Source organism: Brevibacterium linens, assembly GCF_003999335.1.
Taxonomy (GTDB): Bacteria; Actinomycetota; Actinomycetes; order Actinomycetales; family Brevibacteriaceae; genus Brevibacterium; species Brevibacterium linens.
This window is the reverse complement of sequence record NZ_CP026734.1, coordinates 3,604,532-3,628,414: the sequence shown is the minus strand read 5'-3', so window position 1 is coordinate 3,628,414 and position 23,883 is coordinate 3,604,532. Positions and strand designations below refer to the sequence as shown.

21 protein-coding genes are annotated in these 23,883 nt (G+C 65.3%); 16 read left to right on the top strand and 5 right to left on the bottom strand.

Annotation, left to right across the window (positions count from 1 at the left end):
• Positions 1–214: 214 nt before the first annotated feature.
• The 6 genes from CXR29_RS16375 to CXR29_RS16350 all read left to right on the top strand — a co-directional run bounded on the left by CXR29_RS16375 (position 215) and on the right by CXR29_RS16350 (position 6,786).
• Positions 215–460 (top strand): hypothetical protein, encoded by a 246-nt coding sequence (locus tag CXR29_RS16375; protein ID WP_101554417.1) that lies wholly within the window; start codon positions 215–217, stop codon positions 458–460.
• Positions 457–1,218, top strand: a complete 762-nt coding sequence (locus tag CXR29_RS16370) for a hypothetical protein (RefSeq protein WP_101594070.1) — start codon at positions 457–459, stop codon at positions 1,216–1,218. Before CXR29_RS16375 ends, CXR29_RS16370 begins: the two co-directional genes overlap by 4 nt.
• 11 nt (positions 1,219–1,229) lie before the next feature.
• Complete coding sequence (locus CXR29_RS16365; protein WP_101554415.1) at positions 1,230–2,747, top strand: hypothetical protein; 1,518 nt, start codon at positions 1,230–1,232, stop codon at positions 2,745–2,747.
• Positions 2,748–3,214: 467 nt separating this feature from the next.
• A complete protein-coding gene (gene pdhA, locus CXR29_RS16360; RefSeq protein WP_025779135.1) occupies positions 3,215–4,369 on the top strand; it encodes a pyruvate dehydrogenase (acetyl-transferring) E1 component subunit alpha in 1,155 nt (384 codons plus the stop codon).
• Positions 4,369–5,346: an alpha-ketoacid dehydrogenase subunit beta gene (locus CXR29_RS16355; protein ID WP_101554414.1), complete on the top strand. Its 978-nt coding sequence runs from the start codon at positions 4,369–4,371 to the stop codon at positions 5,344–5,346. Before pdhA ends, CXR29_RS16355 begins: the two co-directional genes overlap by 1 nt.
• Before the next feature lie 18 nt (positions 5,347–5,364).
• Positions 5,365–6,786 carry a dihydrolipoamide acetyltransferase family protein gene (locus CXR29_RS16350; protein WP_101554413.1) on the top strand — a complete coding sequence of 474 codons (1,422 nt, stop codon included), beginning with the start codon at positions 5,365–5,367 and terminating at the stop codon, positions 6,784–6,786.
• Between the two features lie 259 nt (positions 6,787–7,045).
• On the opposite strand, the gene CXR29_RS16345 is transcribed toward CXR29_RS16350, so the two are convergent.
• Positions 7,046–8,014 carry a protein kinase gene (locus CXR29_RS16345; protein ID WP_127365105.1) on the bottom strand — a complete coding sequence of 323 codons (969 nt, stop codon included), beginning with the start codon at positions 8,012–8,014 and terminating at the stop codon, positions 7,046–7,048.
• Between the two features lie 565 nt (positions 8,015–8,579).
• On the opposite strand from CXR29_RS16345, the gene rpmB reads away from it, so the two are divergent.
• The 7 genes from rpmB to CXR29_RS16310 all read left to right on the top strand — a co-directional run bounded on the left by rpmB (position 8,580) and on the right by CXR29_RS16310 (position 14,603).
• Positions 8,580–8,816 (top strand): 50S ribosomal protein L28, encoded by a 237-nt coding sequence (gene rpmB / locus CXR29_RS16340; protein WP_025779147.1) that lies wholly within the window; start codon positions 8,580–8,582, stop codon positions 8,814–8,816.
• Positions 8,816–8,983 (top strand): 50S ribosomal protein L33, encoded by a 168-nt coding sequence (gene rpmG, locus CXR29_RS16335; RefSeq protein WP_025779149.1) that lies wholly within the window; start codon positions 8,816–8,818, stop codon positions 8,981–8,983. The genes rpmB and rpmG overlap by 1 nt, the downstream gene beginning before the upstream one ends.
• Before the next feature lie 6 nt (positions 8,984–8,989).
• On the top strand, positions 8,990–9,295 hold the full coding sequence (gene rpsN, locus CXR29_RS16330) for a 30S ribosomal protein S14 (protein ID WP_025779151.1): 306 nt from the start codon (positions 8,990–8,992) through the stop codon (positions 9,293–9,295).
• Positions 9,296–9,364: 69 nt separating this feature from the next.
• Entirely contained in the window at positions 9,365–9,652 is a 288-nt protein-coding gene (locus CXR29_RS16325; RefSeq protein WP_025779153.1) for an HU family DNA-binding protein, read from the top strand.
• Between the two features lie 217 nt (positions 9,653–9,869).
• Positions 9,870–11,927, top strand: coding sequence for a bifunctional copper resistance protein CopD/cytochrome c oxidase assembly protein (locus CXR29_RS16320; RefSeq protein WP_127365104.1), 2,058 nt, complete (start codon positions 9,870–9,872; stop codon positions 11,925–11,927).
• Positions 11,928–12,346: 419 nt separating this feature from the next.
• Positions 12,347–13,705: an MFS transporter gene (locus CXR29_RS16315; protein WP_101554411.1), complete on the top strand. Its 1,359-nt coding sequence runs from the start codon at positions 12,347–12,349 to the stop codon at positions 13,703–13,705.
• Between the two features lie 151 nt (positions 13,706–13,856).
• Complete coding sequence (locus CXR29_RS16310) at positions 13,857–14,603, top strand: 3-hydroxybutyrate dehydrogenase (protein WP_025779158.1); 747 nt, start codon at positions 13,857–13,859, stop codon at positions 14,601–14,603.
• 89 nt (positions 14,604–14,692) lie between these two features.
• Here the strand turns inward: CXR29_RS16310 and CXR29_RS16305 are convergent, their stop codons facing one another.
• Complete coding sequence (locus tag CXR29_RS16305) at positions 14,693–15,568, bottom strand: LysR family transcriptional regulator (protein ID WP_127365103.1); 876 nt, start codon at positions 15,566–15,568, stop codon at positions 14,693–14,695.
• 140 nt (positions 15,569–15,708) lie between these two features.
• Between CXR29_RS16305 and mmsB the strand changes: the two genes are divergently transcribed.
• The 3 genes from mmsB (at position 15,709) to CXR29_RS16290 (ending at position 19,707) form a co-directional block, all read left to right on the top strand.
• Positions 15,709–16,614, top strand: a complete 906-nt coding sequence (gene mmsB / locus CXR29_RS16300) for a 3-hydroxyisobutyrate dehydrogenase (protein WP_101594076.1) — start codon at positions 15,709–15,711, stop codon at positions 16,612–16,614.
• 266 nt (positions 16,615–16,880) lie between these two features.
• Entirely contained in the window at positions 16,881–17,621 is a 741-nt protein-coding gene (locus CXR29_RS16295) for a YggS family pyridoxal phosphate-dependent enzyme (protein ID WP_127365102.1), read from the top strand.
• 151 nt (positions 17,622–17,772) lie between these two features.
• Complete coding sequence (locus tag CXR29_RS16290; RefSeq protein ID WP_127365101.1) at positions 17,773–19,707, top strand: NHL domain-containing thioredoxin family protein; 1,935 nt, start codon at positions 17,773–17,775, stop codon at positions 19,705–19,707.
• A 165-nt stretch (positions 19,708–19,872) separates the two neighbouring features.
• Here CXR29_RS16290 and CXR29_RS16285 read toward each other — a convergent pair whose 3' ends face one another.
• From CXR29_RS16285 to CXR29_RS16275, 3 genes are all read right to left on the bottom strand, one after another.
• Positions 19,873–20,832: a hypothetical protein gene (locus CXR29_RS16285; RefSeq protein WP_127365100.1), complete on the bottom strand. Its 960-nt coding sequence runs from the start codon at positions 20,830–20,832 to the stop codon at positions 19,873–19,875.
• A 65-nt stretch (positions 20,833–20,897) separates the two neighbouring features.
• On the bottom strand, positions 20,898–21,971 hold the full coding sequence (locus CXR29_RS16280) for an ATP-binding cassette domain-containing protein (RefSeq protein ID WP_127365099.1): 1,074 nt from the start codon (positions 21,969–21,971) through the stop codon (positions 20,898–20,900).
• Positions 21,972–21,977: 6 nt separating this feature from the next.
• Positions 21,978–23,600 (bottom strand): LPXTG cell wall anchor domain-containing protein, encoded by a 1,623-nt coding sequence (locus tag CXR29_RS16275; protein WP_127365098.1) that lies wholly within the window; start codon positions 23,598–23,600, stop codon positions 21,978–21,980.
• Positions 23,601–23,883: the final 283 nt, after the last annotated feature.

Below are 23,883 nucleotides of genomic sequence, written 5' to 3'. Positions count from 1 at the left end.
CGCGTCCGGGTCTACCGGCCGGTAGGCGCGGGAGAAGGGCCGGACTCGAGCGTCGTCCCCTGTGGATTCCGTGATGACTTCGACATCACGGCCCTGTGGACGCTCGAGCCTCGTCCCCAGCCTCGAAATCGAGGCTTCCTCTCCCGCGCTGCGGCCTCCTACGGTCGAGGGATTCGGGCACGGATGCCGGACAGACCGGTGGGAGGACTGAGGCATGATCACGGATGAGCTGGAGCGCAATCGCGAGCAGTGGAGACGGCGAGCGGAGGTGCTGCACTCCCTGGCGCAGAGCTGCCGCCGAATCGACGGATGGGATTCCCCAGCAGGAAAGCTGTTCGATGATCGGGTGGCCTCATGCGCGGAATCGATCGACCGGTTGGGTGAGCGGGCGGAGAAGCTCGCCGAGGCGTACGACCTCCACCTGCAGGTCGTGTCGGCAGGCGGGCGGATCCAACTGTGAACGCCCGCCCCGCCGCACGTGAGACAGCAGGGATCGACAGTTGGATCGTCGTCGACCTCGACCGGATCACCCGGCTGCCCGAACGGCTGCGTCGGCTCTGGCCGCCCGACCTGCTCCCTCGCCGAGTCGAACGGGACTGTCCTTCCGCCTCGGCGGAGGTGGGGCAGGGCAGCACTGCCCCGGAATCCACAGACCCGGGCGGTGCAGATCCGGGGAGGGCCGGCGCGGGTGAGAGGTCTGGCGCCGCGGCCTCGGAGATCGGCGGCGTCGGTGGGGGTGGAGGCGCGACACGGGATCTCGATGTGCTCACCGCCTGGCTGCGAGGATTCGCCTCCGAGCTCAACCGGGTGAGCACGCGCCTCAGCGTTGTCGTGTCCTCGGGAACCGAAACCGTTCACCTGGCGCTGTGCCTCGGTTCGGGTATCGGGCACGCGATCCTGGCACTGCAGGGGGAGGGACTTGAGGACTTCGCACAGCACCAGCTGCTGCGCCGGATCGAACCGGGACGGATCGGGCACGTCGTCGAGGACCTCGCCGAGCTCGTCGAACAGGATTGCGTGCTCACGCTCAGCTGGGCGTGCGGAGGGGGAGCCACGGGGCTGGAGTTCCTCCGCCGAAAGGGCGGCGCGTGGTTCCGGCCGGTCATCGAGCGCGACGGCGATTCCGTCACCGTCGATGACGACGTCGCTGCGGGAGATGCGGCGGTGCGGACGCTGCTGAGCGCCGTGCTCACCCGGACACTGACGGCAGGGGCGTAGAAGGGCACGCAATGATCGATTCGACGACGCGCGGCGGTGGGCGGATCACCGTCGACGAACGCGCCGATGGCAGCGGAGACGCACTGCAGACCGTCATCACCGACATCGGCGATCTGTCCGTCGACGCAGCTGTCGGAGACTTCGATCTCGCGACCCTGCTCACCCAGGTCCCGGCCCCTGTGACAGCGCTCAACCTCGATGCCTGCCGGATCCGATTCCACAGCCAGCTGACCGCCTCGGTGCTCGAGCTCGAGGCGACCCTGCTCGCCGTTCGGTCCGCAGCCTTCGCCTACCGTCAGGCGGAGAAGGGCCTCAGCGAGGTCTTCGGCGGACTGCTCGACGCTCTCGGCTACGCAACCGGACGGGTCCTCGCCCTCAGCCTGCCCGTCATCATCCCCGTCGCACTCGTGGTCGGGGCTCAGGTCGTTGCGGTCACGAAGATCCTCGACGTGACCGGACTCGACGACGTCATCACCAAACAGTTCGGAATCGACCTGGGCAAGACGAAGGCGAAAGCGAAGGAAGCGCTGATCACGTTCGTGTTCGAACAGTCGGATGTCACGGGAGCCGTCATCGAGCACGTGCTTCCGGGCTTCATCGTCGGATTCCTCGGGCTGCCTCCGTTCGTCCTCGATTCCGAAGGCGACCACGCGTTCTGGCCGCACGATTCGACGTCGATGACGATCTGGGTCCTGGCCGGTGCGAATGCATTCGGACTGCTGCTGCCCTCCGATGTCGAGGTATGGAGGGCGAAAGGACTGACGCCGCCGCACAAAGAGCCGCCACGTGACGTCGACGACCTCTTCCTCCGCGAAGCGAACTGCCACCGCGGAGCCGATTCCGGACAGGTCCGCATCGAGGAGATCGTCGGACCCGACGGGACGACCCGCTATATCGTCTACGTGCCGGCCACCACGGATTGGTCGCCGAAGCCGGGAGACAATACGACCGACCTGACGACGAACGTGCAGGGGATGGCCGGCAACGACACCGTGATGCGCGAAATGGTGCGCCAGGCGATCGCCGACGCCGGTATCGGGCACGACGCCGAGGTCATGCTCGTCGGCTATTCGCAGGGAGGGATCACCGCAGGTTCTCTGGCTGCGGACCCGGCCTTTCTCGACGATGTCAACGTCACGGCACTGATGACGGTGGGCGCTCCGGTCTCCGACTTCGCCATCGATGAGGGAATCGACGTACTCTCGATCGAACACGAACAGGACCTCGTGCCCGATCTCGACGGCAACGAGAACCCGGCGACGAAGAACTGGTCGACGGTCACCGTCGACTATGATCCCGACGAACTGCGCAGAGTCCCCGAGCTCGCGGACAAGACCGATGCCGAACTCGACGAGATGTTCGCCTCGGCCGGGGCGGCGCACTCCTCCGTCGCCTACGCTGCCTCCATCGGGCTTCTGCGCAGAGCCGGGACTCCCGCCTTCGACCGCTTCACCTCGAAGAACTCGGGCTTCTTCACCGGGGACCTCGCCAAGACGCGCGACTACCAGGGAAAGCGAAAGCGACACTGACCTCGGTCGGACGGGTGCGGCACTCGGCATCGACACGATGGGCCGCCTCCGTGCGCGAACGGGCCTGACCGAACCTGAAACCGACTGCGTGCCGGAGGGCCGCCTCGGTGCGCGAACGGACCTGACGAAACCTGTGCTCGGCATCGACACGAAGGGCCGCCTCGGTGCTCGGATGTGCATTGGTCGGACGATGGAGCATCTCTGCCGAGATCGACAATTGTCCACTCAGCGCTTTAGAACTCGGCCACATGTGTCGAGCTCGGGTCATAGTCTGTTTCTGACCTGCACTTTTGATACTCGAACCGCATGGGGAGAGTGGCAAGCAGTGAGTGGATTCGGTATTGTGATACCACCTGTGAATCAGATCACTCGAGGGCGAGTTCTCACATCCGAGGGCCCGCCCGACGGACACGGTCCACCACTGGTCACCTCCGGTGAAGATGGACCTCGAACAAAGGAGAACTGAAATGACCTCCAACATTTCAGTGGGAACCGGTGCTGCCCACAGTCAGTCCTCGGAGCCCAGAATGATCCAGATGCTCACCGAAGACGGAAATCGCGTCGAATCCGGTGAGTACGACGCCTTCGCCGCAGAACTCACCGATGAGGATCTGCGCGGCTTCTACCGGGATATGGTCCTGGTTCGCCGCATCGATGCCGAAGGAGCTGCCCTGCAGCGTCAGGGACAGTTGGGCCTGTGGGCGCCTCTGTTCGGACAGGAAGCGGCCCAGATCGGCATGGGACGAGCCGCTCGCCCCCAAGACTTCGTCTTCCCCACCTACCGCGAACACGGCCTCGCCTACACCCGCGGCGTCGAACCCGAAACCCTGCTGTCGATCTTCCGCGGTCAGAACCACGGCGGCTGGGATCCCCAGGAGCACCGCTTCCACACCTACACCATCGTCATCGGCTCGCAGGCCCTGCACGCCACCGGCTACGCCATGGGCATCACCATGGACGGCGACGTCGGCACCGGCGACATCGAACGCGACACTGTCTCCATCGCCTGCTTCGGCGACGGTGCGACCTCACAGGGCGATGTCTCCGAGGCGCTGACCTTCGCCGGAGCCTTCCACGCTCCGGTCCTGTTCTTCTGCCAGAACAACCAGTGGGCCATCTCCGAACCGACTCACGTCCAGTCCGCAGCTCCGCTGTCGACCCGCGGCGAAGGATTCGGAGTCCCCGGCATCCGCGTCGACGGCAACGACATCATCGCGATGTACTCCGTCGCCCGCGCCAGCCTCGATTCCGTGCGCGCCGGCCACGGTCCGATGCTCATCGAAGCCTTCACCTACCGTCGCGGTGCCCACACCACGGCCGATGATCCGACGAAGTACCGTGACAAGGCCGAAGAGGAGATCTGGGAGGACCGCGACCCGATCACCCGCCTCAAGGCGTATCTGGACAAGCACACCGAGACCAGCGACGAGTTCTTCGCCGAGGTGGACGCCGAGGCCGACACCCTGGCCGCCCGCATCCGCCACAACTGCATGACCATGGAGAACCCCGACGGCGTCGAGATGTTCGCGCACGTCACTGCGGAACCCCACTCCCTCGTCGACGAGGAACGTGCCGAATTCCTGGCATACCAGGCCTCGTTCGCCGATGCGGGTGAGGCCTGATGGAGAAACTTCCCCTCTCGAAGGCGATCACCGCCGGAATGCGCAAGGCCATGGAGGACGACCCGAAGGTCGTCCTCATCGGTGAGGACATCGGCAAACTCGGCGGCGTCTTCCGCGTCACCGAAGGTCTGCAGAAGGACTTCGGCCCGCAGCGCGTCATCGATGCCCCGCTGGCCGAGTCCGGCATCGTCGGCACCTCGATCGGCATGGCCATCCGCGGCTACCGTCCCGTCATCGAGATCCAGTTCGACGCATTCATCTTCCCGGCTTACGACCAGATCGTGACCCAGGTGGCGAAGCTGTACAACCGCACCCTGGGCAAGGAGAACATCCCCCTGGTCATCCGCGTGCCCTACGGCGGCGGCATCGGTTCACCCGAGCACCATTCGGAGAGCCCCGAGGCCGTGTTCGCCCACCACGCGGGACTGCGGCTCGTATCCCCGGCGAACGCTCATGACGCGTACTGGATGATCCAGGATGCGATCAAGAGCGAAGATCCGGTGATGTTCTTCGAACCCAAGCGTCGCTACTGGATGCGCGGAGACGTCGACACCTCCGCTCGCGGCGAGCTGGGCATGCACGACGCCCGGGTCGTGTCCGAAGGCACCGATGTCACCCTCGTCGCCTACGGGCCGTTGGTCCCGACGGCGCAGGACGTGGTCACTGCGGCCGCCGAGGAGGGCAAGAGCGTCGAACTCATCGACCTGCGCAGCCTCAACCCGATCGACTTCACCGCGATCGAGAAGTCCGTGACGAAGACCGGCCGACTGGTCGTCGCCCACGAGGCTCCGACCTTCTTGGGGTTGGGTTCGGAGATCGCCGCGCGCATCACCGAACGCTGCTTCTTCAACCTCGAAGCCCCGGTCATCCGGGTCGGCGGCTACCACACCCCGTACCCCGGTTCGCGAATGGAAGAGCACTACCTGCCCGACCTCGATCGCATCTTCGATGGTGTCGATCGGGCCCTGTCCTACTGATTTCGAGGAGAGTCAAGAATGTCATTCGAATTTCCTCTTCCCGACGTCGGTGAGGGCCTGACCGAGGCCGACATCGTCGCGTGGAAGGTCGCCCCCGGCGACACCGTCACCGTCAACCAGATCCTCGTCGAGATCGAGACCGCGAAGTCGCTCGTCGAGCTGCCCAGCCCGCACGCGGGCACCGTCGGTGCCCTCCTGGTCGAGGAGGGCCAGACCATCGAGGTCGGCACCCCGATCATCCGCTTCGGCGGAGATGACTCCGGCGCCGAGGCGGCCCCCGCCTCCGCCGGTGCGCCGGCTTCCGGTTCGGCCGAGGAATCGGCCGATGCCTCCGGCGATGCCGACGGTGGAGCCACCCTCGTCGGGTACGGGGCGAGGGAGACGTCGTCGAAGCGTCGTCCGCGCAAGGGCGCTCCCGTCCCAGCCTCTGCGGCTGGCGCTGCTCCCGCAGCGTCGGCTGCGGAGGGGACGGCCGCGGAGGGGGCGGCGCCAGCGGCGTCGGCTCCTGCAGCGGCTCCCGCTGCTCAAGCACAGCCCGCATCGGCACCTGCCTCACCCGGCAAACCGCTGGCGAAGCCGCCCGTGCGGAAGCTTGCGAAGGATCTCGGCGTCGACCTGTCCCAGGTGACCCCGACCGGTCCCCGCGGCGACGTCACGCGCGATGATGTGCACGCCGCCGCCAACAGGACGGCCGCACCGACCGCAGGTGCGACGGCACCGGCGGCCGCCTCGGCGAGTGATCAGGCAGCGCTCGAAGAGCGGATCCCGTTCAAGGGCGTGACGAAGATGATGGCCAAGGCCATGGTCGATTCGGCATTCACCATGCCGCACGTCACCGAGTTCCTCGACGTCGACGTCACCGAGACGATGGCGATGGTCCGCCGGCTCAAGTCGACGAAGTTCCTCGGCGAGGATGTGAAGGTCTCTCCGCTGCTCATCGTCGCCAAGGCAGTGGCGTGGGCCGTGGGACGCAATCCGCGGATCAACTCGTGCCTCGAAGGCGACGAGATCGTCGTGAAGAAGTACGTCAACCTCGGCATCGCGGCCGCCACCCCGCGCGGACTCATCGTGCCGAACATCAAGAACGCGCAGGCCATGGGTCTGGGCGAACTGGCGCAGGGAATTCAGGATCTCACCGCTCTGGCGCGGTCGGGCAAGACACCGCCGGCCGATCAGGCGGGGGGTACGATCACGATCACGAATGTGGGCGTCTTCGGAGTCGATGCCGGTACGCCGATCATCAATCCGGGCGAGGCCGCGATCCTCGCGTTCGGGCAGGTGCGGAAGAAGCCGTGGGTGGTGGGCGACGAGATCGTTCCGCGTGAGATCACCACGCTGTCGGTCAGCGCCGATCACCGTGTCGTCGACGGCGAGATCATCTCGAAGTTCCTCGCCGATGTCGGCCGGGGTCTGGAGGACCCGACCCTGATGTTGGCCTGAAGCCTCACCCTGGTGTCGGCTGTTCGTCGGCGCAAGGGCGTGAACGTGACGAGAACGCCCCGGTCTCGCTTGGTGCGAGGCCGGGGCGTTCTTTCTGTCCCTAGTGCCGGCCGCAGCCCAGTCTGAGGCAGATAGCCCAGCTTCAAATCTGTGCTATCTGCCTCAGACTGGGCTGCGAGCAATTGGCAGAACGGTGACGATCGCCCTGCGCATTGGCGGAGCCGATCTGCATAAGCAGGGGCCAAGCCGACTGGCGGGTCTATCCGTCGAGGTAGGCGCTGTTGTCCTTGGGGCTGCCGTCCTTGACGAGACGCTTGGCGATGCAGTGGTTGCGGTCAAGACCCCACGAACGGCACTGGTCGAGCGCCTGTTCCGGGTCGCCGTAGCCGGTGTCGACGACCGTGACCCAGTAGCTGCCGTCCTTGTACGAGGCCCAGTCGCCGCTGTGGATGAGGATCGCGCCCGGATACTTGATCTTATTGGCTTCGTACTCGTTGAGGATGTCCTGCGCCGACCATGTCTTGCCGTCGGCCTTGAGGCCGACGTTCTTCGCACTCACCTGGGTCACCCACTGACCTTCGAGGTCAGCGGCCTTCTTCGTGCCTTGAACCGTATAGGCGTCGAGCTGCTGTTCGGGGTTCTTCGTCGGTTGGACCAGATCGTCGGACGGGCTGGGTGACGGGCTCTCCGGCTCACTTGATCCGACATCGACGGGGACGGTTCCCGACGAGGGAGCGAGCCACCGGATGCCGAAGAACCCCACCAGAGCCAGAATCATGAGGATGGCGATGATGACGACGGTGATCTTCAGCCCATTGCCCGACGACGATTCGCTGTGGGCAGTGGGCGGAAACTGCGGCGGAGGAGGAGTCTGAGGTCCGTTCTGTGCCGAGCCGCCGACGTCGTCGCCGGCGCCGCTGCCGCAACCGCCGGCAGACCACTGAGCCTGCCGAGAATTTCCATACTGATGTGGGCCGGCAGGGTGAGAATCATCGAATGGTGAGTGTCCGGCAGGCGCGAAGACATTGCCGCTGCGGGCTTTCGAGATCGACTGTTCCCCCGTGTGCCGTTCGAGGTACTCGTAGTAGGTCGAGTTGTCGAAATCGGCAGACGAACGGTCCGCTCCATTCCCGTACGTCGGGTTCTGACCAGCGGATTCACCAGAACCCTTGTGCCAGTCGTCGCTCGTCGCCGGACGAATGCGCGGCCTCTGTGGAACGTCGCTCATCAGTCCTCCCGAATGCCAGATGTGGTGGCAATCATCTACTTACCTTGGCACGAGTCGAGCAGGCGTTCAACAGGATCGCCGACAGGACGCGTTGCCGACGAAAGCCTACTGCGGAAATCACCGAGTTGGCTTGACCCCAGCTGTGAAAGTCCCTCCGGGCATCGGTGGAGGCTGCAGGGGCCACCTCGGAGCGGCTGAAGTCCGTGACGAAGACCCCACGGCAGAAGCCGAGATGAATTTGCCCTCCGACCCGCTGTCTCAGTAAGATTGATTTCTGTTGTGTCGTAGCAGGCAGGTCGCCGATCGATCTGCTAGGACACGCATGGTGCTCACCCACCGCTGCACTCCAGCTTCGGCCATCTCTCACAGGCTACGGCTTCAGCGCTGGTGAGACATCTCGCCCGAACGGGCAGACCTGTTTCGGCGTACACAATTTTCACGGTGACAGTCGAGAAAATTTGTTGATGTCTTCCGACATCGGCGCAAGCGAGCGGGGAGAACACTCACGTGCGATCCCGCAGGAGCTTGTTTCGAGAGTCGGTAGCTTGTGAACTGGAGGAGAGACATGGCAGCAACCTGCCAGGTAACCGGGGCCGTCCCCGGTTTCGGACACAACGTGTCCCACTCGAAGCGCCGCACGAAGCGCCGCTTCAACCCGAACATTCAGAAAAAGCGCTACTACGTTCCGTCGCTGCGCCGCAACGTCACGCTGACCCTGTCCGCTAAGGGCATCAAGGTCATCGACGCTCGCGGAATCGACGCTGTGGTCAACGAACTCATCGCCAAGGGAGTGAAGCTCTGATGGCTAAGACACAGGATGTTCGTCCCATCATCAAGCTCAAGTCGACGGCCGGCACCGGGTACACCTACGTGACCCGCAAGAACCGCCGCAACACTCCGGACCGCATCGTGCTCAAGAAGTACGATCCCGTAGTCCGCAAGCACGTCGATTTCCGAGAGGAGCGCTGAGCGCACATGGCTAAGAAGTCAAAGATCGCAAAAGACAAGCAGCGTCGCGTCATCGTTGAACGCTATGCAGAGCGCCGCGCGACTCTCAAGCGTCAGCTGACCCACCCCGATTCCACCGACGAGCAGCGCGAAGAGGCACGCCTCGCCCTGCAGAAGCTTCCCCGCGATGCTTCGCCGGTTCGCGTTCGCAACCGTGACCAGGTCGACGGTCGTCCGCGTGGCTACCTCCGGAAGTTCGGACTCTCCCGAGTCCGTTTCCGCGAAATGGCTCACAACGGCGAGTTGCCCGGCGTTACCAAGTCAAGCTGGTAATCTCGAGGAAGTTCGTCATCGGAAAAACGGACCGGTGACCTACCGACTTGTCCTAAGGAGGACACTTTTATGGCTAAGAACCGCAGTGAGCTCGTTGCAGAAGTTGCCGAGAAGTCCGGCCTGACCCAGAAGCAGGTCTCGGACGTGCTCGATGGTGTCTTCGATGTCTTCTCCGATGTCGTGGCCAAGGGCGAAAAGCTCACCATCCCCGGCTGGCTCTCCGTTGAGCGCACCGAGCGTGCCGCTCGCAAGGGTCGCAACCCGCAGACCGGTGAAGAGATCCAGATCAAGGCCGGCTACTCCGTGAAGCTGTCCGCTGGTTCGAAGCTGAAGGGCGCCGCTGGCAGCCCGAACTGATCTACGCAGCAGCAGCAAATGGCCCGGATCGTCTGATCCGGGCCATTTGCTGTCTCAGAACGTCGGCGAACTGGAGGAATCGTCGTCCCCGACGACGGAACCCACCCTCGCCGAGGCGGCTCCCCGAGATCTCGACCACGAAGGGATCTCCCGGTTGGCAGTGCGGCGGCGCCGAACGATATCCTGGAGGCATGTCAGAAGGGTCGGTTCGCGCGCAGTGAGTTCATCAGGAATCGAGCCGATCACACGGTTCGTGCAACGTGCCACGGTCCCCATCGTCGTCTTCCTGGGACTCATCGCCGGTCTGGCCGCACTCTTCTTCACCGGAGCAGCCAACCCCACTCTGCTCAATGACCCCGGCTCCGTCGTCCGCTTCGGTCTTCCCGCAGCCAAATTCGTCTTCAACACTGCGATGTCGCTGACCATCGGTGCCCTCATGTTCGCCGTCCTCATCCTCCCGCGCACAGCCGGCGGTCGAGGTCGCCGACACAAGAGCCCGGACGACGACCTTCCTCTCGATCCCCTGTGGACGGGGGCGGTTCGGATCGCCGAATACTCGTCGGTCGTGTGGACGCTGTCCGCGGTCGCCGTGCTCGTCTTCTCATTCGTCGACACCGTCGGTGCCCAGGCGTACCTCGATTTCTCGAATCAGCTCGGCGTCTTCGTCACTCAGATCGCCTACGGGCAGCTGTGGGTGCTCATCGTCGTCCTCATCGCCGTCGCCTCGACAATGTGCTTCGGCACTCGCTCCCATGTCGGCATCGCCGCTGCCGGAGTGCTCAGTCTCGCCGTGATCCTGCCCTTGGCCCTGATGGGCCACTCCTCAGAGGCCTCCGGTCACACTCAGGCCGTCAACAGCCTCGGCCTGCACATCCTCGGTGCGGTCCTCTGGCTCGGTGGGCTCTTCGTCATTGCGCTGCTGGGAACACGCCTGGCCACCTCGAAGCACCTCAAGCCGATAGTCGAACGGTATTCGACGATCGCACTCATCTCCTTCGGTCTCATCGTCTTCTCCGGAGTCGTCAACTCGCTCCTGCGCGTGAAAGGTTTCGACGACCTGATGACCCCCTACGGGCAGGTCATCCTCGCAAAGGCATTCGCGACCGTGCTGCTCGGTCTGATCGGCTTCTGGCACCGTCAGTTCGTCATCTCGCGTTTGGGCTCTGCCGCCTCGGCGACGGTGGAATTCTGGCGTCTCATCACCGTCGAATTCATCCTCTTCGGAATCACGATGGGCATGGCCGTGGCCTTGGCCCGGTCGCAGCCGCCGGTGCCGCAGGAACCGGTGGGCGACCCCACCCCGGCCGAGATCCTCACCGGCGATCCGCTGCCGCCGAAGCCCGACCTGTCCCGCTACTTCAGCGAATGGTCGATGGATCCGCTGTGGATCGCGATCGCTGTGGGCTTCTCGATCGCCTACATCGTGGCGTTCATCAACCTCCGCCGCCGCGGCGACAGGTGGCCGGTGCTGCGCCTCGTCAGCTGGCTGGTGGGCATGGTCTTCCTCGTCTACGTCACCTCGGGCGGACCCCGCGTCTACGGCGAGGTGCAGTTCTCCGCGCACATGATCGAACACATGCTTCTGGTCATGGTCGTACCCCTGCCGCTCGTGCTCGGCGCACCGATCACCATGCTCATGCGCGGGACGAAGGCACGCACGGACGGGTCCGTCGGCCTGCGCGAATGGGTGCTCTGGCTCGTCCACACCCCGTATCTGCGCTTCTTCGCACACCCGATCGTGGCGAGCGTGAACTTCGCGGGTTCGCTGATCGTCTTCTACTATTCGGGAATCATGTACTACGCGCTCGATACGCATCTCGGGCACGAGCTGATGATCGCGCACTTCCTCGGCGCCGGGTACCTGTTCGCTCAGGCGCTCATCGGCATCGACCCGGGCGTCAAGCGCCCCGTCTTCCCGATGCGGCTCGTGATGCTGCTGGTGACGATGGCCTTCCACGCCTTCTTCGGCATCTCGATCATGAGCTCGAACGTGCTGATCGCCGGAGACTGGTTCGGCAACGTCGGCGCAGGCTGGGGCTATACGGCCATCGATGACCAGCAGCTCGGCGGTTCCATCGCGTGGGGCATCGGCGAGTTCCCGACCCTGTTCATCGCGATCATGGTCTGCGTCCAGTGGGCGAAGTCCTCGGACCGGGAAGCCAAGCGCATCGACCGCAGCGAAGATCGCACCGACGACGCCGAGCTGCGCGCCTACAATGCGATGCTCGCCTCGATGGCCGAGCGCGACGCAAAGGCACCTCCGCGCCGGCGGTGAGTTCGGGGCCTCTCTGGTCGGTCGGCGCGGGGACCACGGTGCGGTCGGGGCCGCCTCGGTGCGGTGACTCGTCGCGGGCGGGAGGCGGCTTGTCACCCAGAGCCGATCGTGCCGCAATGGGCCTTGCGGTCGGACTGCAGCAGCATCTGCCGGCTGCACATCAGTTGCACATCCGCTGTGCACGAATGTGCACCGGAAATTCTCGGATTACGGCTAGGTCGGTGCCAAAAACTCTGTAACGTGGCGCACACTGGTCCTTGGATGAGAAATGTCCAAGCGCCCGAAACACTGGGCTGAAGTAGGGGGTCGCCGGCCGCGCCGATGCGGTCTGAGTGCCCCGGGCTGTCAGCCGATCGGCGCCAGAGCAAGTCGATTCGCGCATTCAACGGTGACGCGGATTGTGGAAACGAAGGAGTCCCATGAGTTCTCAGAACAATGCTGAGAGGAAGTCGATCCGCGCCCAGCTGCGCAAGGTCGTCGCTGCCTCGATGGCCGGAACGGTTGTCGAATGGTACGAGTTCTTCCTCTACGGTTCGGCCGCCACGCTGGTGTTCAATCACATCCTGTTCCCGCCTTCCGACAATCCGCTGACGCCGATCCTGGCCGGCTTCGCCACCTATGCGGTCGGCTTCATCGCCCGTCCCATCGGCGGCATCGTCTTCGGCCACTTCGGCGACAAGTACGGACGCAAGAAGCTGCTGCAGCTGTCGATCATCCTCGTCGGTGCGGCCACCTTCCTCATGGGCTGCCTGCCGACATTCGACCAGATCGGCTATCTCGCCCCGATCCTGCTCGTGCTGCTGCGGGTGGTCCAGGGCTTCGCCGTCGGCGGCGAATGGGGCGGAGCGGTCCTCCTCGTGGCCGAGCACGCTCCGAACAAGGAACGCGGATTCTGGTCGTCATTCCCGCAGTCCGGAGTTCCCTTGGGCAACCTGCTTGCCACCGCGGTTCTGTTCGTTCTCACCGCAACGCTGACCGAAGAGCACTTCCTGTCGTGGGGTTGGCGTGTCTCGTTCTGGCTCTCGGCCGTCATCGTTCTCATCGGCTACTACATCCGCACCCGCGTCTCCGATGCGCCGATCTTCGACGAGGTTCAGGCCGAGGAGATCGAGGAAGGCGTCGACTACGGCGTCAAGGCCGTGTTCAAGCGCTACCCGCGTGAGGTCTTCGCCGCGATGGGCCTGCGTTTCGTCGAGAACATCCACTACTACCTCGTGGTGACCTTCTCGATCACTTACCTTGCCACGCAGGTGCAGATCGAAGCGGCCGAGATCCTCGGACTCCTGCTCGGAGCTCACGCGATCCACGCAGTCCTCGTTCCGCTCGTCGGTGCCGCCACCGACAGGATCGGACGCAAGTTGCCCTACGCTGCCGGCATCATCCTGACTGCGACGTGGGGCTTCTTCGCCTTCCCGATGTATGACACCGGAAGCGCCGTCATGATCTTCCTCGCCCTCCTCATCGGACTGGTCTTCCACGCGCTGATGTATGCGGGCCAGCCGGCGATCATGTCCGAGATGTTCCCGACTCGCATGCGCAATTCGGGCGTGTCGACCGGCTACCAGGTCACAGCCATCGTTGCGGGATCCTTCGCGCCGATCATCGCCACTGCGCTCCTCGACGCCTTCGGGTCCTCGATCCCGATCGCGCTCTACCTGCTGGCCGCTGCGATCATCTCGTTCATCGCTCTGATGTTCACCCGCGAGACCAAGGGCATCGACCTGCGCTCGCTCGACCATGCAGACAAGGTGCGCCGCGGAGTCGCCACTGCCGGCTGACGTCAGTCGCTCGAGGTCTGACGGGGGCGGTGTCGGTGAAGACCGGCACCGCCTCTTCGCCTGCCGCTCGGCGCACCTCGATGAATCTTCACCCTCCCCACGGCGGAAGATGGACACGGACCACAGACCCGAACCACGAAAGGGGCATCTCATGGGAGACCTCACCAGCAAACGCGCCCTCGTCACCGGCGGAGCATCCGGGCTCGGCAAGGCGATCGTTCAGTCCTTCGCGCAGGCTGGCGCCTCCGTCATCGTCGCCGACGTCGACGCTGACGCGGCCCAGGCTGTCGCCGACGACATCGGCGGCGAAGCGTGGGCAGTCAACCTGGCGGACACCTCGGCGCTGGACGGCACCGACCTCGACGTCGACATCCTCGTCAACAACGCCGGCATCCAGCGGATCCACCCGATCACGGAATTCCCGCTCGAGGACTGGCGGCTGATCAACACGCTCATGCTCGAAGCACCGTTCGTGCTCACGAAGGCAGTGCTGCCGAAGATGTGCGAACGCGGCTGGGGACGCATCATCAACCTCTCGTCCGTCCACGGGCTGCGCGCCTCGGCGAACAAGTCCGCCTATGTCGCGGCCAAGCACGGACTCATGGGGCTGACGAAGACGACCGCGCTCGAGGCCGGACCGCACGGAGTGACGTGCAATGCGATCAACCCCGGCTATGTGCTCACGCCCCTGGTCAAGGGACAGATCGCCGACCAGGCGAAGACGCACGGCATCAGCGAGGACGAGGTCCTCGAACAGGTCTTCCTCGGCCATTCCGCGGTGCCCAAGCTCGCCGAACCCGAGGACGTCGCGGCCATTGCGCTCTTCCTGGCGGGGGAGCATGCCGCGGTCATCAACGGCAGTGCTCACAGCATCGACGGCGGTTGGGTCGCCGCCTGACTCGCTCCGGCACACCCTCCCCTCCTCGGACTACCCGACGGCGGCCCAGCAACCTCGCGCCAGGTTGCTGGGCCGCCGACGGGTAGCAATTAGAGGGATTCTAGGACTTTGCGGACTCCGGCGTTGCGCAGGGACTCGTGGCGGACCGAAGCCCAATAGGACACCCGCTTGGAGAACAGCTCCGGCAGCACCTGCACGAGGCGCGAATTGCCATGGGCGAGGAAGTCCGGCAGGATGCCGATCCCGGCCCCGTGCGAGGTCGCGAGCACATGCGCATGCACCGAGGTGGACCGGAAGAAGCCTGTCCCCCGGGGAAGGGCATCGGCCGCCTCGTCGAGATCATCGACCCGCAGCGAATTCTCGATGTAGTAGACCATCCGGTGGTCGGCCAGACCATCCAGCGTCTGCGGCATCGGATGCGAGGAGATGTAGTCCTGCGAGGCATAGAGCTGGAGCCGGTAGTCGCGGATGTGCTTGGCAATCGACCGTGGGGCATCAGGACGACCGACGACGATCTCGATATCGACACCCGACCGGTACTGCCTGGCCCGCTGTGTGGCGGTGATCAGTTCGATCTGCAGTCCCGGATGCTGCGCCTGCAGCGTGGTGAGCGCCGGAACGGCATACTCAAGGGCGAAGGCCTGCGGACAGGCCAGCCGGATCGTCCCGGACAGAGCCGAGTTCGAATGCGCATCGATGCGGCCCAGCGCGGCCTCGATGTCCTCGGCGATCGGCAGCAGCTGGCGCCCGGCGGCGCTGAGCTCCCACCCGTCGGGGGAAGCGACGAGCACGCGATCGCCATACGCCTTCTCGAGCGCGGCGATGCGCCTGGACACGGTCGTGTGGTTGAGCCCGAGGCTGTGCGCGGCGGCCGTGAACTTCCCCAGCCGGGCGACGGCGAGCAGAGTCAGCAGATCCTCGGGGGCGATCTGCAGACTCGAACTGCCAGGTGCATAGGAAGCCATAGTGGCCCCATTCTATCTGCGTCCGCGCACACAACCGGTGCGGAATAGGTGAGGCGGCCCGCCGGGCTTCCGTCCACCGACTGGCGTACTGTGAGAGGGAACACCTAAGAGTTGCTGAACATGATGCGAGGAGGCATATTATGTCGACGATTGGATGGGTTGGCCTGGGAAATATGGGCCGCCCGATGACTGCGAACCTGGTCAAGGCCGGTCACACCGTCAATGGTTTCGATCTCGTCCCCGAAGCCGTGGACGCAGCCGCGAAGAACGGGGTGAACCCCGTGAACTCCATCGCCGAGGCGGTCGCCGGTGCCGATATCGTCTTCACGATGCTGCCCAAGGGTGAGCACGCCCGCACCGCCTACCTCGAGCCCGACGGCGTCCTGGCCAACGCGGACCAGAGGACCCTCCTCGTCGATTCCTCGACGATCGACTTCGATTCGGCTCGTCTCCTCCACGCCGAGGCGAAGAAGGCAGGCTTCCGCCTCATCGACGGACCCGTCTCCGGCGGAGTCACCGGTGCCGAAGCCGGCACCCTGACGTTCATGCTCGGCGGTGCCGACGCCGACGTCGCAGAGGCCCGTCCCGTCATCGAGGCGATGGCCGGCAACATCTTCCACGCCGGCGGTGACGCCGCAGGTCAGGCCGCGAAGATCGTGAACAACATGATGCTCTCGATCAGCCTCCAGGGTGTCGTCGAAGGCGCCGTGCTCGCCGATCGCTTCGGCCTCGATCCGAAGGTCTTCCACGATATTGCGAAGGTGTCCTCCGGTGACTCCTGGCCGCTGCGTACGTGGTACCCGGTGCCGGGGGTGACGACGACGGCCGCGGCGAACAACGAATTCCAGCCCGGCTTCGCCACCGCGCTCATGCACAAGGACGTCGGCCTGGCCCTCGCCGGCGCCGAGACCCAGGGCGTCGACCTCCCGGCCGCCGCACTCGTCCACGCACAGCTGCAGAAGCTCATCGACGACGACCTCGGCGGACTCGACACGTCCGCCCTGATCAGGAACATCGACCCGAACGCCGAGGGCCTGCCGAAGTAGGCACTGCAACGGTGCCGAGGCGGCACCGAGTTGCGGACGATCCGTGTCGAAGAACCACAGTGAATTCGACACGGATCGTCCGCAACTCGTTTACCGGCCCGGTGGACCGGCCCGGTGGACCGGCCCGGTGGACCGGCCCGGTGGACCGGCTAGGTGGACCGGCCCGGATGCGGGCCCGTTCCCGTCGCGACACCTGGTGCGGGACTCGGCCGTCCGGGCATCCTCGGCGACCTGAAACTTCGTGCGGCTCATGCAAGACTGGAGTCATGAGTACGCCTGATTCTGTCTCTCCGCTGTCCGCCGACGACATCGCCGCCATCACCGGCAACCTCGACGAGGTCGCTGATCGGGCCCGGGCCGCCGCCGAGGCGAGCGGTCGCAGCGGGGACGATGTGCGCGTGCTGCTGGCGACGAAGACGCAGCCGGCGGAGAAGATCCGCGTCGCCCTCGGACACGGGTTCACGCTCATCGGCGAGAACAAGGTGCAGGAGATCACCGGCAAGGCCGAGGCGCTCGCCGACCTCGATCCCGAGACCCACCTCATCGGACCGCTGCAGCGCAACAAGGTCAATCACACCCTGCGGCATGCTCAGTGCATCCAGTCCGTCGACAACCTCCCGCTGGCCGAGAAGATCAACAATCGCCTCGACGTCCTCGATGAGACCGTCGACTACTTCATCCAGGTCAACACCTCCCGCGAGGACTCGAAGTTCGGTGTCGCACCCGAAGACGCCGAGGAGCTCATCACCGCGACCCGGGCACTCGGCCGGATGCGGCTGCGCGGACTCATGACGATCGGACTGCCCGGCAGCAGCCCCGAAGAGATCCGCCCCAGCTACTCCGACCTGCGCGAGCTCAGCGAGACGCTGCGCGGATCAGGGGTCATGCCCGCCGAGGCGGACGAGCTGTCGATGGGCATGAGCGGCGACTTCGAACTCGCCATCGCCGAAGGAGCGACGATCGTCCGCGTCGGATCGAGCATCTTCGGCGCCCGCGACTACTCCTGACCGCTCGTCCGCGCCCGCGACTACTCCTGACCGGTCCTCCACACCCGCACGGGCCGACTCGGCATCCGCCGCATTCCCGGGCGGGGGAGAGAACCGTCACTTGATGACGTTGGGAAGGCCGCCTCGGTGGAGGATCTGCGATCATAGAACCATGAACAGCAGTCCAGATATCTCCGCGGCAGCCACCTCCTCGGCACGGGACGTCAAGGTCCGTGCGCCCGAACTCGTCGGTCGCCGGTGGATGAACTCCGGCGGCAAGGATCTGACCCTGGCCGATCTGCGCGGAAAGGTCGTCCTCCTCGACTTCTGGACGTTCTGCTGCATCAACTGCCTCCACGTCCTCGACGAACTGCGCCCGTTGGAGGAGAAGTACGCGGGGGAGCTCGTCATCATCGGCGTGCACTCGCCGAAGTTCGAGTTCGAACGCACCGTCGAAGCCGTCGATCGGGCCGTGGAGCGCTACCAGGTCGAACACCTCGTCCTCGACGATCCCGACCTCGTCACCTGGCAGGCGTACACCGCCCGCGCCTGGCCGACCTTGGCCGTCATCGACCCCGAGGGCTACCTCGTGGCGACCATGTCCGGTGAGGGCCATGCCGCCGGTCTCACCGAGATCATCGAGGGCCTCATCGACGAGCACTCGGCGAAGGGCACCCTCCATTCGGGTGACGGTCCCTACGTTCCGCCACCGGCCCCGGAGACGGATCTGTTCTACCCGGGCAAGGCCACTCGCCTGCCCTCGGGCCACCTCCTCGTCGCTGATTCCGGGCACCACAGCCTCGTCGAATACGACGACGATGCGGCCACGATCATCCGCCGCATCGGCACCGGTGAACGCGGCGGCGTCGACGGCGATTTCGCCTCGGCGAGCTTCAGCGAACCCGGCGGCATCACCGTGCTGCCTGCCGACCTGGCGGCCGAAGTCGGCTACGAGCTCGTCGTCGCCGACACCGTCAATCACACCCTGCGCGGAATCGACCTGACGGACGAGACGGTCACGACTATCGCCGGCACCGGTGAGCAGCACATGGTCGGCGCCATCGACAATGTCCGCGGCAAGCCCGGTGGGCTGGGACGATACGACGGACCCGCCCTTGATGTGAAGCTGTCATCGCCATGGGATGTCCTCTTCGTCCCCTCCACCGCCGAGGTGGTCGTGGCGATGGCCGGCAACCACACCCTCTGGTCTTTCGACCCGAAGGCCGGCACGATCCGCATCCTCTCCGGCACGATGAACGAAGGTCTGGTCGACGGCGACGGGGAGTCCGCATGGTTCGCCCAGTCCTCCGGCCTCGACCTCGGTCCCGAGGGCGAGGTGTACGTCGCCGACTCCGAGACCTCGGCGATCCGCCGTCTCGACCCGGCAACCGGTGAGGTGTCCTCACTGGTGGGCGTCGGTCTCTTCGACTTCGGCTTCCGTGACGGACCGGCCGCCGAGGCGCGCCTGCAGCACCCGCTGGGCGTGCGCAGTCTGCCCGACGGGTCGGTCGCGATCGCCGACACCTACAACGGTGCGATCCGCCGCTTCGACCCGAAGACCGAGGAAGTCACGACTCTGGCGCGCGGACTGCGCGAACCCTCGGACATCGTCCTCATCGACAATGCGGGCACCTCCGATGAGGCCGAACTCATCGTCGTCGAATCCGCGGCGCACGCACTCACTCGGGTGAAGCTGCCCAAGGACGCTCAGAAGGTCGACGAGGGCGCGCTGACGACGAAGCGCCCGTCGACCGAGATCGCCTCCGGCCCGGTGTCGCTGACCGTGAGCTTCACCGTCCCGGCCGGTCAGAAGCTCGACGACCGCTGGGGCGATCCCACGTTCCTGCAGGTGTCTGCGACTCCGCCGGAACTCATCGTCTCCGGTGCCGGAGGAGCCGAAGGGCTCAGCCGCGATATCGTCATCGATCCCGAGTTCACCGAGGGAGTGCTGCACGTGACTGCCCGGGCCGCCGCCTGCGATGGCGAGCCCGGGGGAGAGATTCCGCTGCACGCGGCCTGCCACCTCTACCAGCAGGACTGGGGAATCCCCGTCGAGCTCGCGGACTCGGCGCCGAACGAACTCACCCTCGACCTCCGCGGCGCCTGAGCGCTCGGCCACCGGAGTGAGGGCCGCAGCCGATCAGGCGGACGGTCATCGCTGAAACGCCCCTGCACGGAGATCGTGGGGTCGATCCACGGCGTTCAGGGCACCGAAATCGCCGTGGATCGACCCAACAATCGCTGTGGCAGGGCGAATCCCTGGGGAGCGCCCTCAGGCGATGGTGACATCGCCGAGGCGACGCGGCTCGAATCTCACCTGTGAGGACCTGACGACCACTGAGCCGCCCAGGACGAAGGAGAGCTTCTCGTCGAAGTCGTGTTCGGCAGCGGTGACGATGTCTCGGTAGCGTCCCTTGACCCGCACCTCGACCGTCGAAGGGGTGAGCTCGAGATCATTGCCGGACGAGGTCAGTCCGATCTGCGGACTGCGCTCGAGCGACCACGAGACATCACCGATGATCTCGTTGTCCGTGTCGTAGCCGAAGACGCAGCCGGCCGGCATGAGGGTCTTCGACTTCATGCAGTCCTGCAGATGGTCGGTGACCTGCTCTTCCACGGTCTGCTCGAGCTTGGCCGTCGGCTGTGGCGAGAGCTTCACGGTGGGGGAGTCGCCGGGGGCGGTCACCTCGGTGCGTTGGGATCTGGACTTCAGATACGTCGCATCGAACCCGACGAGGTAGCTCGCCGGGAACAGCACCGGCACACTTCCGGTGCTGACTCCGTAGCCGTTGACCGTCGCCGTCGACGATCCGGAGACGTCGAGGGTCAGCGTCGGCCAGTTTTCCTGCTCGATGGCCCATCGGTTGAAGAGTCCCGCGCTGGCGGGCAGGCGGACCATATCGAGATCGACGGTCTGCTCCTGCGAGGAGAGGCTGAAGCTGAGTCGGACCTTCGCATGGTCGCCGTCGACGGAGAGGGTCTCGGCTTCGGGATCGCGCGGCAGATCGGGAGCCGCCGAGAGGACGTCGTCGCTGAGCGCCAAGGTCGACGACGGTGTCGGGGCGGACAGGTAGGAGAAGGCACCCTGCGCATCGCCGTGTTCGACCGCCGAGATATAGGCCTCGGCGGCCCGGGCGGGCGTGTAGACGGTGAGGTTGAGGAGGGGGACCGCTGCAACCGTGAGGACGATGACCGTCAGTGCTGAGATCAGAAGTCTGCGCGAGGTTCGCATGGCGCTCCTGATTCGGTTGGGGACTGAAGGGGGGACTGGGCAGTCCTCAGTCTATCTGCCGCGCGTCACTCGACCGGGTAGGCGTGCAGGGCGGAGGTGTCGACCTCGACGAAGACATGCGTGCCGACCTTGACGTTGGTGCGCAGTTCGGTGATCGTCGCGCCGAGCCCCGGATGCAGAACCCCGAATCCGATGGCCGGCGTCCGGCTTCGCGGCACGCCGGCGAGGTCGGCGAGGTCGACGTCGAGGGCGAGGCCCATCTCAGTGTCGACCGGTGAGAGCTTCGCCTGCAGGCAGGAACCGCGATCACGGAGTCCGGTGACGATGGCTTCGAACACCGTCGCCGAGGTGAACGCCGGGTCGTGTTCGTCCAGTGACAGGAGGGCGGCGCGCCACCCCAGAGTCACGAACACCTTCCCGTCGAGTTCGGTGCGGGCGCGCACGGCCGAATGGCCGATGGACAGCCAGCCCTTCCGGGCCAGCCCGGAATAGACGTTGACCCCGCTGAGCTCGGCCGGCAGCGAACCGCGCGGTTCGGTGACGATCTGCTCCAGGGAACCGAGCGCGACGAGCTGGTCCTTCTCGATGTTCGCCACCCCCGCCTCGGCGATGGCGTGGTCGGTCAGCGAATTCGAGCTGAACACGACTCCGCGGCCCTCCCCGGCGACGAGTTCGGCGAAGCGACTCCGCAGCCCGGTGCGCAGATGGCCGGGGACCATGCCGAAAGGGTCGATGAGGGTCAGCCACCTCGCGCCGCTCGCCCAGACCGCGGCCAGAGCGAGGCGGGCACGATCGGTCGCATCGAGATCCTCGAGGCGACGGCGCAGAACATCGGGGCGCAGCCCGAATGCCGTCAGTGCAGCTGATGGATCCGCTGCCGATGCCGCCTCCCCAGATCCGGCATCGGCGTCGCGAAGATAGCTCTTCATCCAGCTGCGCACACGCAAGCGACCCGACCGGCGTCCGGTCGGGAAGCGTGGTGGTGGTGCGACGTGGGGCAGGGCGGCCGCGGACAGCACCACCGAGGTGGTGCTGTCCGGGCTGCCCATCAGTCCGAGCATTGTCCCTGCTCGCAGACGTCCTAGGTCGATCTCGCGTCCGTCGAGCTGCAGCCCCGCGAGGGACAATTCCTCGTTCAATGCGGTTTAGAACTCCGCGGGATCGTCGGCGGCGTTCATCCGCCGACGGGTGATGATGACGGCTGCCGCACCGACAGCGAGCAGACCGACGCCGAGCGCCAGCCCGGTCATCTCGGCACCGGTGCGCGGCAGGTCACTGCCCGAATCGCTCTGGCCGCCGCCGTTTCCGTCGCCGCCTTCGTCGACGTCGGTGCCGTTGGTGAGCACCGTGAAGCTTCCGCCCTGGGGCTCATCGAAGCTCTCGGCCTGGGCGCGCACGTTGTAGGTGCCGAGCACGGACTTGACCTTGGCCTGGACACCGAAGGTGACCTTGCCGTCGGAATCGGCTTCCTTGGTCATCGTGTACCGGTCGACCTTGCCCTGGGCATGCTCGACCGTGATGGTGACCTTCTCGCCGGGCTGAGCGCCGCTGACGCCGAGCTTGATGCCCTTGTTGAGGAAGTCCTCGGAGCTGATCTCGGTCGGCTCGATGGACAGCGAGGCCTGTGCGGTCGCAGCGGCCTTCTTGTCCTCATCGGATTCGGTGCCGGGGCTGGCCGAGCCCGTGGTCTTGGGAGCTGCCTCGGGCTCGCTAGCCTCTTCCGCTTCCGAGTCGGCGTCATCGTTGGGCGTGGAGCCGTCGTCCTCGCCCTTAGTGCCGTCGTCCCCGTCATCGGCCTTGGCGTCAGCCTCATCCTTGGAATCGGCTTCGGCGTCGTCCTTCTTCTCGCCGTCCTTGGAATCGCTGCCCTTGGCCTTGGCGTCAGCCTCGGCCTCGTCGTCCTTGGGCTGGTCATCGCCCTTGGCGTCAGCGTCATCCTTGGAATCGGCGTCGGCGTCGTCCTTGGCATCAGCCTTATCGTCGGCCTCGTCCTTCGGCGCGCCGGACCTGCCCTTCTTGTCCTTGGAGTCGGCGTCGTCCTCAGAGCCCTCAGCTTCGTCACTGGGCGTCTCGGACTCCGAGGGGGTCGGCGAGCTCGACTCGGGAGTCGGCTGCTCGGACTCAGTGGCCTTCTCGCTGGGATCGTCCGTTGCGGATTCGCTCGGCGCCTGCGACTCAGTGGGTTCTTCGGACTCGGTCGCAGGCGCGGACTCTGTGGCAGGAGCCGTGGCCGACTCGCAGTTCTCCCCGTTGTTCGGGTCTTCGACTTCGGAGTCCTTGGATACGACCTCGAAGGAGACCTTGGACGAGTCGTTCTCGGACTTGAGGTCGGTGAGGTAGAGCGAGTACTTGCCCAGAGGCACTTGGGCGCCGTCGCTGGCGGAGAAGTAGTAGGTGCCGGACACCTCGCCCTTCTCGTCGACCGTGAGCTTGTCCTTCGGCTGGTACTTCTTACCGTCGGTGCCGATGACCGTCACGGTGGCCTTCTCGTCCGGACTGAAACCGGTACCGGAGAAGCCGATCCCTTCCTTCTTGTTCGCGATGTCGGCGCGCGTGACCTGGCCATTCTCCAGAGTCGCCTGCGGATCCGAGGCATCGGGAACCGTGGAATCGGTTTCGGGGTCGTTCGATTGCGCTGCGCCGTCATGGGCGCAGAGCGGGCCTGCCGGGACCGTAGCGGAGGTTGTCGCTGCGAACGCCGGGGCGCCAGCAAGACCTGTCAATGCAACGGCTACTGCGGGGGCAAGCACAAGACGCGAGGTCTTCACAGTAATGCCTTTCGATTGTTGTCTACCCACGAAAGACGATGGACTCCCGGCATTCCTTGGCTTAAGAAGGGGAAGGCACCATCGTGCGCGGGTCCGTACAGCTCATAACTCTAAAGCATTCACCGGTTGCGATGGGGAGACACACGGGGAAAAACCAGCATTTATCGCAGAGATCGTTATCATTTCGTGACATAGATTCGGCGTGTCGTTCGCCCATTGAAGAGAATTCCGCGAATCACAACGATGTGATTTGTGAGCGTGATGAGGTCGGAACGACTACCAT

Bases quoted from the DNA above. Each gene is read 5' to 3' on its own strand.
- CXR29_RS16375 (WP_101554417.1), top strand. From the start codon at position 215: ATGATCACGGATGAGCTGGAGCGCAATCGCGAGCAGTGGAGACGGCGA.
- CXR29_RS16365 (WP_101554415.1), top strand. From the start codon at position 1,230: ATGATCGATTCGACGACGCGCGGCGGTGGGCGGATCACCGTCGACGAA.
- pdhA (WP_025779135.1), top strand. From the start codon at position 3,215: ATGACCTCCAACATTTCAGTGGGAACCGGTGCTGCCCACAGTCAGTCC.
- CXR29_RS16355 (WP_101554414.1), top strand. From the start codon at position 4,369: ATGGAGAAACTTCCCCTCTCGAAGGCGATCACCGCCGGAATGCGCAAG.
- CXR29_RS16350 (WP_101554413.1), top strand. From the start codon at position 5,365: ATGTCATTCGAATTTCCTCTTCCCGACGTCGGTGAGGGCCTGACCGAG.
- CXR29_RS16345 (WP_127365105.1), bottom strand. From the start codon at position 8,014: ATGAGCGACGTTCCACAGAGGCCGCGCATTCGTCCGGCGACGAGCGAC.
- rpmB (WP_025779147.1), top strand. From the start codon at position 8,580: ATGGCAGCAACCTGCCAGGTAACCGGGGCCGTCCCCGGTTTCGGACAC.
- rpmG (WP_025779149.1), top strand. From the start codon at position 8,816: ATGGCTAAGACACAGGATGTTCGTCCCATCATCAAGCTCAAGTCGACG.
- rpsN (WP_025779151.1), top strand. From the start codon at position 8,990: ATGGCTAAGAAGTCAAAGATCGCAAAAGACAAGCAGCGTCGCGTCATC.
- CXR29_RS16325 (WP_025779153.1), top strand. From the start codon at position 9,365: ATGGCTAAGAACCGCAGTGAGCTCGTTGCAGAAGTTGCCGAGAAGTCC.
- CXR29_RS16315 (WP_101554411.1), top strand. From the start codon at position 12,347: ATGAGTTCTCAGAACAATGCTGAGAGGAAGTCGATCCGCGCCCAGCTG.
- CXR29_RS16310 (WP_025779158.1), top strand. From the start codon at position 13,857: ATGGGAGACCTCACCAGCAAACGCGCCCTCGTCACCGGCGGAGCATCC.
- CXR29_RS16305 (WP_127365103.1), bottom strand. From the start codon at position 15,568: ATGGCTTCCTATGCACCTGGCAGTTCGAGTCTGCAGATCGCCCCCGAG.
- mmsB (WP_101594076.1), top strand. From the start codon at position 15,709: ATGTCGACGATTGGATGGGTTGGCCTGGGAAATATGGGCCGCCCGATG.
- CXR29_RS16295 (WP_127365102.1), top strand. From the start codon at position 16,881: ATGAGTACGCCTGATTCTGTCTCTCCGCTGTCCGCCGACGACATCGCC.
- CXR29_RS16290 (WP_127365101.1), top strand. From the start codon at position 17,773: ATGAACAGCAGTCCAGATATCTCCGCGGCAGCCACCTCCTCGGCACGG.
- CXR29_RS16285 (WP_127365100.1), bottom strand. From the start codon at position 20,832: ATGCGAACCTCGCGCAGACTTCTGATCTCAGCACTGACGGTCATCGTC.